The sequence below is a fragment of the Acidovorax sp. SRB_24 genome (assembly GCF_012931925.1).
The window spans coordinates 65,622-78,977 of record NZ_MWOM01000004.1 but is presented as its reverse complement, the minus strand read 5'-3'; the positions used below and the strand labels follow the sequence as shown (position 1 = coordinate 78,977).

Annotated in this window: 12 protein-coding genes; 9 read left to right on the top strand and 3 right to left on the bottom strand. The window is 65.4% G+C overall.

Annotated elements, in window-relative coordinates; all coding sequences use genetic code 11:
- Positions 1 to 723: LysR family transcriptional regulator (locus B2J89_RS02270; protein ID WP_169167607.1), on the bottom strand; the 723-nt coding region annotated here is incomplete at its 3' end.
- Between the two features lie 119 nt (positions 724 to 842).
- On the opposite strand from B2J89_RS02270, the gene B2J89_RS02265 reads away from it, so the two are divergent.
- From B2J89_RS02265 to B2J89_RS02240, 6 genes are all read left to right on the top strand, one after another.
- Positions 843 to 1,829, top strand: coding sequence for a tripartite tricarboxylate transporter substrate binding protein (locus B2J89_RS02265; RefSeq protein ID WP_169167606.1), 987 nt, complete (start codon positions 843 to 845; stop codon positions 1,827 to 1,829).
- Between the two features lie 36 nt (positions 1,830 to 1,865).
- On the top strand, positions 1,866 to 2,771 hold the full coding sequence (locus tag B2J89_RS02260; RefSeq protein WP_169167605.1) for an alpha/beta fold hydrolase: 906 nt from the start codon (positions 1,866 to 1,868) through the stop codon (positions 2,769 to 2,771).
- Positions 2,768 to 4,201 carry a 3-isopropylmalate dehydratase large subunit gene (leuC, locus tag B2J89_RS02255; protein ID WP_169167604.1) on the top strand — a complete coding sequence of 478 codons (1,434 nt, stop codon included), beginning with the start codon at positions 2,768 to 2,770 and terminating at the stop codon, positions 4,199 to 4,201. Before B2J89_RS02260 ends, leuC begins: the two co-directional genes overlap by 4 nt.
- Positions 4,198 to 4,875 (top strand): 3-isopropylmalate dehydratase small subunit, encoded by a 678-nt coding sequence (leuD, locus tag B2J89_RS02250; protein WP_169167603.1) that lies wholly within the window; start codon positions 4,198 to 4,200, stop codon positions 4,873 to 4,875. The genes leuC and leuD overlap by 4 nt, the downstream gene beginning before the upstream one ends.
- Before the next feature lie 564 nt (positions 4,876 to 5,439).
- Complete coding sequence (locus B2J89_RS02245) at positions 5,440 to 6,672, top strand: multidrug effflux MFS transporter (RefSeq protein WP_169167602.1); 1,233 nt, start codon at positions 5,440 to 5,442, stop codon at positions 6,670 to 6,672.
- Between the two features lie 101 nt (positions 6,673 to 6,773).
- The gene (locus B2J89_RS02240; RefSeq protein ID WP_169167601.1) at positions 6,774 to 7,904 is read left to right on the top strand and encodes an HD-GYP domain-containing protein; all 1,131 of its coding nucleotides are present in this window, start codon (positions 6,774 to 6,776) and stop codon (positions 7,902 to 7,904) included.
- 66 nt (positions 7,905 to 7,970) lie between these two features.
- Here the strand turns inward: B2J89_RS02240 and B2J89_RS02235 are convergent, their stop codons facing one another.
- Together B2J89_RS02235 and orn are read right to left on the bottom strand one after the other, a co-directional pair.
- Positions 7,971 to 9,869, bottom strand: coding sequence for a DEAD/DEAH box helicase (locus B2J89_RS02235; protein WP_169167600.1), 1,899 nt, complete (start codon positions 9,867 to 9,869; stop codon positions 7,971 to 7,973).
- A gap of 256 nt (positions 9,870 to 10,125) precedes the next feature.
- Positions 10,126 to 10,704, bottom strand: a complete 579-nt coding sequence (gene orn / locus B2J89_RS02230) for an oligoribonuclease (RefSeq protein ID WP_169167599.1) — start codon at positions 10,702 to 10,704, stop codon at positions 10,126 to 10,128.
- Between the two features lie 37 nt (positions 10,705 to 10,741).
- Between orn and B2J89_RS02225 the strand changes: the two genes are divergently transcribed.
- The 3 genes from B2J89_RS02225 to rsgA are packed head-to-tail and all read left to right on the top strand — an operon-like array spanning position 10,742 to position 13,348.
- Positions 10,742 to 12,061, top strand: coding sequence for a M48 family metallopeptidase (locus B2J89_RS02225; protein ID WP_169167598.1), 1,320 nt, complete (start codon positions 10,742 to 10,744; stop codon positions 12,059 to 12,061).
- Positions 12,058 to 12,393 (top strand): 4a-hydroxytetrahydrobiopterin dehydratase, encoded by a 336-nt coding sequence (locus B2J89_RS02220; protein WP_169167597.1) that lies wholly within the window; start codon positions 12,058 to 12,060, stop codon positions 12,391 to 12,393. The genes B2J89_RS02225 and B2J89_RS02220 overlap by 4 nt, the downstream gene beginning before the upstream one ends.
- 1 nt (position 12,394) lies before the next feature.
- Entirely contained in the window at positions 12,395 to 13,348 is a 954-nt protein-coding gene (rsgA, locus tag B2J89_RS02215; RefSeq protein ID WP_169167596.1) for a ribosome small subunit-dependent GTPase A, read from the top strand.
- Positions 13,349 to 13,356 lie beyond the last annotated feature (8 nt).

The window sequence follows — 13,356 nt, the reverse complement described above, 5'->3', positions numbered from 1 at the left end:
GGAGCGCATGAGCACACCGTGGCCTTGCAGGGCCCAGTGGGTGGCGGCGCTGCCATCGTTGGTGCTGAGCATCCCGCGCACCTTCACCGTCTCTTGCCGCTCCCCCTGGCGCAGGTGCCAGGTGCCATAGGTTTCATCACTCTCGCGGATCACGATGCACTGGTGGGCCAGCAGGTCCGCCGGCTGGGCTGGCTCGCCCGCTCCTGCCAGGTAGGCGGGTGCCGCGCACAGGACGCGCTGGTTGGCCAGAAGCCGGCGCGCGGTGAGGCGCGAGTCGGGCAAATCCCCAAAACGCACGGCCGCATCGAAGCCTTGCTCCACCAGATTCACCGGCCGGTCGGTGAGGTGCAGTTGAACTTCCACCTCGGGGTAAGCCCGCGCAAAGGCCGACAGGGCCGGTGCAATGCGCACGCGACCAAAGCCCAGCGTGGCGGCCAGCTTGATGAGTCCGCGCGGGGAACTGCGTGCGCCCGCCACGGTGCGCTCCAGCGCCTCCAGGTCGCTCAGGATGCGGGCGCCGTCCAGCAAATAGGTTTCGCCCTCGGGTGTCAAACCGATGCGGCGGGTGGTTCGGTGCAGCAGGCGCACGCCCAGGCGATGCTCCAGTTGCGCCAGGCGCCGACTGACGGCCGGAGGCGTGATACCCATCTGCTGAGCGGCAGCGGCCAGGCTGCCTTCTTTCATCAGCAGGGCAAAAAAGCGCAGGTCTGAAAATCCGTCCATGCCGGGCAATTCGTGCGTTTGATTTATGAATGAAGTGATTTTGAATGACTTTATGCGTTTTTCAATCACCCATAAGATGACTTCAAATAACGCAGCACCCTCACCAGGAGACAATTCCCATGAAGCACACCCCTGTTTGGCCCTCCCTGACCCGTCGCATGGCGGCCACCGCCGCGCTTGCGCTGCTTTCCACCGCCGCCCTGGCGCAGGCTTATCCGACCAAGGCCATTAAGCTGGTGGTGCCCTATGCGCCCGGTGGCAGTGCCGACATTGCCGCACGCCTGGTGAGTGATGAATGGGGCAAGGCGCTGGGTGGCTCGATGTTCATTGAGAACAAGGGTGGCGCGGGCGGCAACATCGGGGTGGACATGGTGGCCAAGGCCGCGCCCGATGGCTACACGATTGGTTTGCAGACCGTTTCCCTGGCCATTAACCCCGCGCTCACGGCCAAGATGCCGTACGACACCCTTAAGGACCTGGCCCCGATCGGCCTGGTGGCCAGTTCGCAGCATGTGCTGGTGGTCAACAACAGTCTGCCGGCAAAGAACATCAAGGAGCTGGTGGCGCTGCTCAAGGCGGAGCCTGGCAAGTATTCCTACGGCTCGGCCGGGGCGGGCAGCACCTTCCACATGTCGGCCGAGCTGTTCAAGGCAGTGGCCGGCGTGCCCATCGTGCACATCCCCTACCGGGGCGGCGGCCCGGCGATGTTCGACACCATGTCGGGCCAGGTGGCGCTGAGTTTTCCCGTGCTATCAGCGGCACAACCGCATGTGCAGGCGGGCAAATTGCGCGCGTTGGGCGTGACAGGCGCCAAGCGCTCGGCCCAGATGCCCGATGTGCCCACCATTGCCGAGGCGGGCCTGCCCAACTATTCGTTTGAAACCTGGTTCATCGTGTTCGCTCCAGCGGGCACGCCCAAACCCGTCATTGACAAGCTCAACACCGCACTGAACCAAGCGCTCGGCACTGTGGCGCTGAAAGAGCGCATGACCAAGGACGGCTTCGACCCCATGCCTTCCACCCCAGAGCAAGCCCGCGCGCGGTTGGAGAAGGAAATGCCCCGGTGGGCCAAGCTCATCAAGGAGCGCGGTATCACTACCGAGTGATAAGCCTCGCCTCGCGACTGAAGCACGTTATCTGCAATGACCGGCTCATCTCTGTTTCCTGGATTTGCCCCGCAGCGCATACCCACGCCGGACGGCCAGCACATCCAGGCGCTGGTGGGTGGCAACGGCCCGCCCTTGCTGCTGCTGCATGGGCATCCGCAGACCTCGGCCCTCTGGCACAAGGTGACGCCTGCACTGGCACGGCATTTCACGCTGGTGCTGGCCGACCTGCGTGGGTATGGCGACTCGGCCAAGCCCGACGGTGATGCGGACCACGCCAACTACAGCAAGCGCACGATGGCCGCCGATATGCGGGCTGTGATGCAACATCTAGGCCACGCTCGCTTTGCGGTGCTGGCACACGACCGGGGTGCGCGCGTGGCGCACCGGTTGGCGGCAGACCACCCTGCGGCCGTGCAGCGCATGGTGCTCTTGGATATTGCGCCCACGCTGGCCATGTACGAGCAGACCGGCAATGCGTTTGCCCGCGCCTACTGGCATTGGTTCTTCCTGATCCAGCCCGCACCGCTGCCCGAGCGCCTGATCGAGGCCGACCCTGCTGCGTATGTTCACGACGTGATGGGCCGGCGCAGCGCGGGCCTGGCCCCGTTCGATCCAAGGGCGCTGGCCGAGTACACGCGCTGCCTGGCGCTGCCGGGCACAGCCCATGGCATCTGTGAGGACTACCGCGCCGCTGCCGGCATTGACCTTTTGCACGACCGCGCCGATCGCGATGCGGGCCGGCAGCTGGGCATGCCGCTGCTGGTCCTGTGGGGTGAGCAGGGAGTGGTGCAGCAGTGCTTCACGCCGCTGACCGAGTGGCAACGCGTGGCGGCCGACGTGCGCGGACATGCCTTGCCCTGCGGTCACTACATCGCCGAAGAGGCACCCGACGCCCTGCTGGCAGCCGCCTTGCCCTTCTTGCTGGAAACCAACGCATGACCCATTCCCCAATACCCCGCCAAACCCTTTACCAAAAATTGGTGGCATCGCACACGGTCGCGGCGCTGGACGAGCAGAACGTGCTGCTGTTCTGCGACCTGCACCTGATGAACGAATACACCAGTCCACAGGCCTTTGCAGGCCTGCACGAAGCCGGGCGCGGCGTGCCCGTTCCGGGCCAGAACGTGGCGGTGGTGAGCCACATCATTCCCACGCACCCGATGCGCCACCGCATCATTCAGGACCCTCCGTCTGCGCTGCAGGCAAGCAACCTGAAGTCCAACTGCGAACGGCACCACATCCCGCTGTTCGACACCAATGACCCGCTGCAAGGCATAGAGCACGTGGTCGCGCCCGAGCATGGCATGGTGCGCCCGGGCATGGTCATCATCTGCGGCGACAGCCATACCACAACCTACGGTGCGCTGGGCGCGCTGGGGTTTGGCATTGGCACGTCCGAGGTGGAACATGTGCTGGCCACGCAGACCCTGGTATACCGGCTGGCGCAAGACATGCGCATCCGCGTGGACGGCGTGCTGCCCACGGGCACGACCGCCAAGGATTTGATCCTCCTGATCATCAGCCGCATCGGCGCCCAGGGCGCGCGCGGCTATGCAGTGGAGTTCTGCGGCAGCGCGATCAGCGCGCTGTCGGTGGAGGCGCGCTTCACCCTGTGCAACATGGCGGTGGAGGCAGGGGCGCGCGGCGCGCTGATTGCGCCGGACCGCACCGCCATCGACTACGTGCTGGCCCGCACCCCCGACATCACAGGCGATCTGCGTGACCGTGCACTGGCGCAGTGGGCCACCCTGCACAGTGATGCCGATGCCGTGTTTGAGGTGGAGCACCGCTTTGACGCGAGTGAGGTGGCTCCTTTTGTCACCTGGGGCACCAGTCCCGACCAGGCCATGGCCATCAACGCCACCGTGCCGCAACCCGCCAGCATGGCCGATGCCGTGCAGCGCAGCAGTGCCGAGCAGGCCCTGCGCTACACCGCGCTCAACGCCGGGCAGGCGCTGCAGGGCGTGGCGGTGCAGCATGTGTTCATCGGCTCGTGCACCAATGCGCGCATCGAAGACCTGCGCGAAGTGGTCAAGGTGGTGGGCACGCGCCATGTGGCGCCGGGTGTGCGCGCCATGGTCGTGCCCGGCTCGGGCGCCGTGAAGGCGCAGGCCGAGGCCGAAGGCATCGCCAGCCTCTTGCAGGCTGCGGGCTTTGAATGGCGCCAACCGGGCTGCTCCATGTGTCTGGCCATGAACGACGACGTGCTGGCCCCTGGACAGCGTTGCGCATCCACCACCAACCGCAACTTCGAGGGCCGCCAGGGCCGGGGCGCGATCACGCACCTCATGAGCCCGGCCATGGCGGCAGCGGCGGCCGTCACCGGCTGTATCACCGATGTGCGCACCCTGGAGACTTTTCACGCATGACCGACTCCCCCGTTACCCGCACGGACCACGCCGTGCTGCGTGGCCACGCCGCCGTGCTGGCCACGCCCAACCTCGACACCGACCAGATCATGCCCAAGCAATTTTTGCGCGGCATCGACAAATCGGGCCTGGCACCGGGCCTGCTGTACGACCTGCGCTTTGACGGCGCAGGACAGCCGCGCCCGGACTTTGTGCTCAACCAGCCCGCCTTTTCGGCGGTGGATGTGCTGATTGCGGGTTCCAACTACGGCTGCGGCTCCAGCCGCGAGCATGCCGTGTGGGGCATGCAACAATATGGCTTCAAAGCCGTCGTGGCATCGAGCTTTGGCGAGATCTTTTATTCCAACGCCCTCAACAACCGCCTGCTGCTGGCCATGGTGCCCGAAGCCGATGTACAGGCCTTCATGCACGAAGCAGCCCCACTGTCCGGTCCCTTGGCGCTGGAGATTGATGTACAGCGCCGCGTGGTGCGCAGTGCGCAACACCAGGCCAGCTTCACGCTGTCAGACCGGCACCAGCGCATGTTCTTGCAGGGGCTGGATGTGATCGGTGCGTCGCTCTCGTACACCGACCAGATCAACGCCTTTGCGGCACAGCACTGGGCGGCACAGCCTTGGGTGAAGGACGTGGCACGGGCGACGCGGGAGCGGCTGTCAGCCCTGGCGCAACCCTAGTCTTTGGAGGGGCACCAGACATGCCTCGATCAAGGATTTTCTCCCTCTCATTGTGTGGCAGCGAAGGGGAGCATGTGCCGGCTGTATGCGCTTTGGTCAGAAATGGCCGAAAGCCGATTCGTGGTTGCGGTAGCAGGTCAGGCTTCCTAGCACCCGACCACATAGCCCTGATGACCAGCAACTGGCTCTTGAACCTTTCACCGAATGCGTACCACACCGCCTGCACCAGCAGGTATGCGAACGCCAGCTGGATGGCCGGCCTCCTTGCAAGTGGATCATTCGGCAAGAAGCTGATCGTGCCAATACGCAACTGCACGCCATTGACCACGCAGCCGGCTGCGTAGACGGAATAAAGGTCGGGGCCGGCGTTTTGCCTGTACCGGGGCAGCGCTTGAAACCCAGCCTTCAAGGTTCGGTGCCCATGGATGGGACCGGCGCCTGCGTCCTGAATTTTTCGTGCCGCCCCTGGCGCATGCCGGAAGCCGGTCATTCCTTCCGGCGCGCAGAAATCGGGTATCTTGAGCCGCTTTCACCGCCTGCTCCTGCCCCCTCCCTTCCGCTCTCATGAACCCCGACGCGCACCTTCTCTGGAAAGCCCCCCGCTGGGCCCTGGCCGCCCTGCTGGCGGTGCTGGGCATGCTCGGTCCGTTCTCCATCGACACCTACCTGCCTGCGTTCTCGGGCATGGCGCACACCCTGGGCGCTTCACCGATCGAGATGCAACAGACGCTCTCGGCGTACCTGTTCGGCTTTGCATTCATGAACCTGTTCCATGGCGCACTGGCCGACAGCTTTGGTCGCCGGCCTGTGGTGCTGTGGGGCATTGCCATGTTCACACTGGCGTCGGCCGGTTGCGCGCTGTCCCAAACCGTGGGCCAGCTGGTGGTGTTCCGCGCGCTGCAGGGACTGTCCACCGGCGCAGGCATTGTGGTGTCACGCGCCGTCATCCGCGATATGTTTGCGCCCGCGCAGGCCCAAAAGGTCATGAGCCAGGTCACCATTTACTTCGGCGTGGCACCCGCCATCGCGCCGATGGTGGGGGGCTGGCTGTATGTGCACGCCGGTTGGCACAGCATCTTCTGGTTCCTGACGCTGGTCGGGGTCGCGCTGTGGATCGCCAACTTTCGCCTTCTGCCAGAAACATTGCATGCGGAGCATCGCCAGCCTCTGAGTGTGAAACACCTGATGCGCGGCTACTGGCAGTTGGGGTCCAGCCCGCGCTTCGTGCTGCTCGCGCTGGCCAGCGGCGTGCCGTTCAACGGCATGTTTTTATACGTGCTGGCGGCCCCGGCCTTTCTGGGAGAGCACCTGGGGTTGCAGCCCACGCAGTTCTTCTGGTTCTTCATGATGACCATCTCGGGCATCATGAGCGGCGCCTGGCTCAGTGGCCGCTTGGCCGGCCGGATCGCCCCCAAGCGCCAGATCCGCCATGGCTTTGTGATCATGCTCACGGTTTCCCTCCTCAACCTGGCGGCCAACCTGCTGCTGCCCGTGCACGTGTCGTGGGCGCTGTTTCCCATCGCGGTTTTTTCGTTCGGCTGGGCACTGATGGTGCCTGTGGTGACCTTGCTGGTGCTGGACCTGTACCCCGAGAGGCGCGGCATGGCATCGTCCCTGCAGGCGTTTGTGGGCTCGGTGGCCAACGGGCTGGTCGCTGGCGTGCTCGTGCCCCTGATCATGCATTCGACGGTGCTGCTGGCCTTTGCCTCGATGGCACTGATGTGCATTGGCCTGGCCGCCTGGATCTACCTGCATCACCGCTGGCCCGAGATCGGCCGGACGGCCCACCCCACCTAAAGCCCATGGCCTTGCCCATGCTTACCTGTAACAATGTATTACCTGCTGCATAGCAGTCCGGAATACTGAGGAGGCCACTGCGGCCAGCGTGAGGGATTGAAATGCAGCTATTGAAACTGGTGGAGGCGCAAATCCAGATCGGCGTGCCACTGCCCTGGAATGTGCGCAACCGCGACTGCACCCTGCTGCTGGCAAAGGCCTATGTGGTTCGCAACGAATCGCAGTTGGAAATGCTGCTTGAGCGCGGCATGTATGTGGACGCCGAGGAGGTCCGTGCATTGGCTGCGGCCCAGGCCCCCCCGCCGCGTACCATCCAAAGCATTTATGCGCGCTGGACCGGTGCCATCGACACGCTGGAACTGCTGCTGCCCGCACTGCCGGACCAGAAAGCCGGCTTTGCACCGCGCATCCACGCCCTGGCGACAGAGATCTTGGAACTGGCGGCGCTGGACACCGACATCGCCCTCTTCATGGCCGTGCGGCAGGATCAGGCGCGCCACCTGCGCTATGGCTACAGCCATTCGGTCTACACCGCGCTGTTGGCTCTGCTGATGGCGCAGCGCCTGGGCTGGACTCCGGAGCGCATCCTGCAGCTCACGCAGGCCGCACTCACCATGAATGCCAGCATTGCCGATCTGCAAGGACAAATGGCGCACCAGGACCATCCTGTGCTGGACCGCCAGCGTGCCCTGATTCGCCAACACCCCCATGACAGTGCCGCTCTGCTGGAGCGCGCCGGTATCACCGACGCCGGCTGGCTTGCCGCCGTGCGCCAGCACCACGAACAGGTCGGCGGCGGTGGCTGCCCCACGGGGGCTGCTGCGGTGGATGAACCCGCACAGGTGCTGCGCATGGCCGACGTCTTCATGGCGCGCATCAGCCCGCGCACGCTCAGGGCGCCGCTGTCGATCCAGGAAGCTGCACGGCAGATGTTCCGCGACGACCAAGGCGGCCCCCTGTCCATGGCAGTGATCAAGGAAATGGGCATTTATCCGCCCGGCGACTTGGTGCAGCTGGCCTCGGGCGAGCTGGGCGTGGTGCTTCGGCGCGGCGCCGAAGCGCGCACCCCGCTGGTCGCCGCCGTCAGCGACGCCCAGGGCCGCAGCGTGACAAGCACCCTGCAGCGCGACACTTCAGACCCGGCCTATGCGGTGACCGGGGCTGCGACCGACCGCAGCCTGCTCGCGCGCGTGCCGCCAGAGCGCTTGTACGGCTACGCCCTGGACGCATAACTGCAGCCTAACAGGCACAAAAAAACCGGCCCCTTTCAGGGCCGGTTTCAATGGAATTGCGCGCGATCAGCGGGCGGGACGGGCAGGACGCTTGCGCGCGTCGTGCGGCACGAAAGGCTTGCCTGCACCGGGCTTGGCAAACGCCGGCTTGCGCGGTGCGAAGTCGCCGCGGGGTGCGCCACCTTCATTGCGCGGGGCAAAGTCGCCACGCGGTGCGCCACCCTCGTTGCGCGCACCAAAGCCAGCGCGCGCGCCATCGCCAAAACCAGGCTTGCGGCCGTAGCCTTCGCCGTCGCGGCGCGGTGCAAAGCCGCGGTCGTCACGCGGCGCGCCGAAGCCGCCACCAAAACCACCGCCGCTGCCGCCATGCGGACGGTCGTCGCCCGGACGGCCCTGCGTGCGCTGGCGGTCGTTGAAACCGCTGCTGCCGGCATAGCCACCACCAAAGCCGCCGCGATCGCGGTCACCGCCGCGTGCGGGGCCACCGAACTTGCGGTCGCGCGAGGGGCCGCCACGGCCGCCGCCAAAGTCGCCTTGCGGGCGGCTGCCGCCCTGCGGGAAGCGCTGCACCGGCTCCAGACCCGGAATGACCTCGGCCTTGAACTGCTGGTGGCTGTAGCCTTCGATGTCGAAAATCTTGCGGCGGTCGCGGAACTCGGCAAAAGTGATTGCCAGACCGTCGCGGCCGGCACGGCCGGTGCGGCCAATGCGGTGCGTGTAGTCCTCGGCCTTCATGGGCAGGCCGTAGTTGAAGACGTGGGTCACCGTGGGCACGTCAATGCCGCGCGCTGCCACATCGGTGGCCACCAGGATCTGCACCTGGCCTTGGCGCAGCGCCATCAGGCGGCGGTTGCGCAGGCCCTGGCTCAGGGCGCCGTGCAGCGCCACGGCGCTGAAGCCTTCCTGCTGCAGGTCGGCGGCCAGGCCGTCGCACTCCACCTGGGTGCTGGCAAAAACGATGGCCTGGTTGATCGTGGTGTCACGGAGCCAGTGGTCCAGCATCTTGCGCTTGTGCTGGGCGTTGTCGGCCCAGTACAGCACCTGCTTGATGTTCGAATGCTTTTCGTGGGGCGTATCGATCTGGATCTTCTTGACCGAGGAACCACCGTCGTGCATCACGCGCATGGCCAGCTGCTGAATGCGCGGCGCAAACGTGGCGCTGAACATCATGGTCTGCTTGCGCTGGCTGGTGAGCTGGTTGATCTCGGCCAGGTCGTCCGAAAAGCCCAGGTCGAGCATGCGGTCGGCTTCGTCCACCACGAGGAACTGCACCTTGTCGAGCTTGATCTGCATCGAGCGCTGCAGGTCCAGCAGGCGGCCTGGGGTGGCCACCACCAGGTCGGCGTTTTGCAGCTTGGCAATTTGCAACTGGTAGGGCATGCCGCCCACCACGTTGGCCACACGCAGACCACGGGCGTGCTTGACCAGGTCGATGGCGTCGTGCGCGACCTGCTGGGCCAGCTCACGCGTCGGGCAGACGATCAGCGCGCCAGGCACCGCAGGCTTGAAGTTGCGGGTGTTCGTGGGGTCCTTGCGCTTGGCGCGCTTGGGCGGCGCTTCGCCGCGTGCCACGGCCTCGGCGGCAGCGCGTTCGTATTCGGCACGGGCTTCGGCTTCGGCTTCGGCCTGCTGGCGGATCAGCGTGTGCAGCACGGGCAGCAGGAAAGCTGCGGTCTTGCCGCTGCCGGTCTGGCTGGAGACCATCAGGTCGATGAAACGGCCGCCTTCGGCGCCGGCGCCCATGGCCAGGGGAATGGCCTTGGCTTGTACGCTGGTGGGCTGGGTGTAGCCCAGGTCGGCCACGGCCTGCACCAGCTCGGTGGCCAGGCCCAGTTCGATGAAGCCGTTCGGCTCAGCGGTCACCGCTGCGTCGACGGTGGTTTCAATGGTGTCCTGCACGGAAATTTCGGCAGCAAAGGATTCAGCAGGCGCGAATTCGCCCTGCACTTGAAAAGTGTCGGTCATGTATTTTTCTCACACGAATACGATCGCAAGCGCAGCCTGCGATGGCTTCGTCAATGGTTAAAAAACATCAACCATCAGACGAAACCTGCACTGGCGTGGCCAGTGCGGTTGGGTATTTGACGCGAGACTCAAGGCGGCGGCTTGGGGCCGTCCGGCAAGTTCGCAGACCCGGTGTGTGAAGGGAGATGCGCAATCTGCACGGCGGATGCGGTGCAGTGGGCGATTATGCCATAGATACGGGTTTTCCCGCAAGCACCTAGATCGCCAGCAGGTGGGTGCGGTAGTGCGCAAGCTCTTCGATCGACTCATGCACATCGGCCAGCGCCGTGTGTTTCTGTGCCTTCTTGAAACTGCTGTAAGCCTCGGGCTTCCAGCGCTTGGCCAGCTCCTTGAGCGTGCTCACATCGACGTTGCGGTAATGGAAGAAGGCTTCCAGCCTGGGCATATAGAGCGCCAGGAAGCGTCGGTCCTGGCCGATGCTGTTGCCACACAGCGGCACCTTGCCCTTGGGCACGTAGCGCGCCAAGAAGTCGATGATCTGCTGCTGCGCCTGCTCTTCGGTCAGCGTCGAAGCCTTGACCTTGTCGATCAGGCCGCTCCTGCCGTGCGTGCCCCTGTTCCAGGCATCCATCTTGCCCAGCAGCTCGTCGGACTGGTGGATGACCAGCACCGGGCCTTCGATGCGCGGCTCCAGGCCAGGGCCGGTGACGACCACGGCGATTTCGATGATGCGCTCGGCCTGCGGGTCCAGGCCGGTCATTTCACAGTCGAGCCAGACCAGGTTCTGGTCGGATTTGGCGAGGGTTGGCGGGGAGGTGGGAGAGGTTTCTGGCATGGGCGGCATTGTCGCCTATGCCCTACACTCGCGCGTCATGCCTGCCGCTTCGCCCGATTCCTTCCCGCCTTCGCTGGCCCTCACCCTGGCCTTTGTCGCCGTGCTGGTTCTCGGTCTGCTGCTCAAGCTCTGGCTGGCCTCGCGCCAGATTCGGCATGTGGCGCGCCACCGCACCAGCGTGCCGCCCGCGTTTGCCGGGCGCATTGCCCTGGAGGCCCACCAGAAGGCGGCCGACTACACCATCGCCAAGACGCGGTTTGGGCTGCTGGAGATGGCGCTGGGCGCCGCGGTGCTGCTGGGATGGACGGTGCTGGGCGGGCTGGACGCACTCAACCAGGCACTCCTCGCTGCGCTGGACGGCGGCATGGCGCAGCAGCTGGCGCTGCTGGCGGCATTTGCGCTCATTAGCGGGCTGATCGACCTGCCGGCCACGCTCTACCAGACCTTTGTGATCGAGCAGCGCTTTGGCTTCAACCAGACCACGCTGCGCCTGTGGCTCGCCGACCTGCTCAAGTCGACGGCGGTCGGCGCCCTCATCGGCCTGCCCATCGCGGCACTGATCTTGTGGCTCATGGGCGCCGCCGGCAGCCTGTGGTGGCTGTGGGCCTGGGGACTGTGGATGGGCTTGAACCTGCTGCTGATGGTGGTCTATCCCACCGTGATCGCACCGCTGTTCAACAAATTCCAGCCGCTCGAAGACGCGTCGCTCAAGGCGCGCGTCACGGCCCTGATGCAGCGCTGCGGCTTTTCGGCCAAGGGCCTGTTCGTGATGGACGGCAGCCGCCGCAGTGCGCACGCCAACGCCTACTTCACGGGCTTTGGGGCCGCCAAGCGCGTGGTGTTCTATGACACGCTGTTGCGCCAACTCGCTCCGGACGAGGTCGAGGCCGTGCTGGCGCATGAGCTGGGGCACTTCCACCACCGCCACATCGCAAAGCGCATGGCCGCGCTGTTTGCCCTGAGCCTGGCCGGCTTTGCGCTGCTGGGCTGGCTGTCCACGCAGACCTGGTTCTACACCGGCCTGGGCGTGCGCCCCAGTCTGGCGCTGCTGGTGCCAAACGCCTCCGCAGCCCCCAACGACGCCCTGGCCTTGCTGCTGTTCCTGCTGACGGTGCCAGTGTTCACCGTGTTCCTCGCGCCGCTGTTCGCCCAGCTCTCGCGCCATGACGAATTCCAGGCCGATGCCTATGCCATGGCCCACACACGCGGCGCAGACCTCGCCTCGGCCCTGCTCAAGCTCTACCAGGACAACGCCTCCACCCTCACCCCCGATCCGGTGTACGTGAAGTTCTATTACTCGCACCCACCCGCCAGCGAACGGCTGGCGCGCATGCCCATCCCCGCCCTGGCACCATGACAATGTTGAAGAAAAAAGACTGGTCTGCGCAGACCCGGCGTGCGCTGACAGCTACAGAAGTAGTAGCAAACCTGGCGAAGGTCGAGGGCTGGTCGCTGAGCGGCGACGGCGCCGACGTGGCCATTGAGAAGACCTACCGCTTTGCCAACTACTACGAGACCATAGCTTTCGTGAACGCACTGGCCTTCATCGCGCACACGCAGGACCACCACCCCGACCTGTCGGTGCACTACAACCGCTGCGTGGTGCGCCTGAACACCCACGACGTGGGCGGCCTCTCGGCCACCGACTTTGACTGCGCCGCGCGCATCGACGCCCTGCTGCAGGCATGACATGAGCGAACGCAGTGCGCTCATGTCGGGCTTGGTGGTGGCCAGCCACGGGCGCCACTGCGTGGTCGAAACGCCCGACGGCCAGCGCCGCATCTGCCACCCGCGCGGCAAGAAAAGCCAGGCCGTCGTGGGCGACCAGGTGCTGTGGCAAGCCGCTCCGGCTGGCCAGGGCCACGAGGGCACGATCGAGAAAGTCCAGGAGCGGCGCAACCTGTTTTACCGCCAGGACGAGATCCGCACCAAGTCGTTCGCTGCGAACCTCGACCAGGTGCTGATCCTGATTGCCGCCGAGCCGGTGTTTTCCGAGAGCCAGCTGGCGCGCGCGCTCATCGCGGCGGAGGCGGCCCGCATCACGCCGCTGATCGCACTCAACAAGACCGACCTGGTCGAGCCCTTTGCGCGCGCCTGGGCGCGCCTGCAGCCCTACCGCCACATGCTCGGCAGCGACGGCCAGCACCACTATGGCGTTCTGCCGCTGTCGCTGACCGCCTCGGGGGATGTGGACCGCAACCTGCTGCTGCAGCACCTGCGCGGCAAGACCACGCTGGTGCTCGGCCCCTCGGGCTCGGGCAAGAGCACCCTGATCAACCTGCTGGTGCCCGGCGCCACCGTGCTGACGGGCGAAATCTCGCAGGCACTGAACTCGGGCAAGCACACGACCACCAGCACGGCCCTGTACTGGGTGGACGAAGGACGGACCACGGCGCTCATCGACTCGCCGGGTTTTCAGGAATTTGGTCTGCACCACATTGCGCCCATGCAGCTGGCTGCCTGCATGCCCGACATCGCGGCCCACGCGACAGACTGCAGGTTCTACAACTGCACGCACCTGCACGAACCGGGCTGCGGCGTTCTGGATGCGGTCGAAAACGCCTCTAACGCAGACGGCATAAGCGCCACGCGCTATAAAATTTACAGTGAATTATTTGCCGAACTGAGCCACAGCCGCTACTGAGCCGTGCC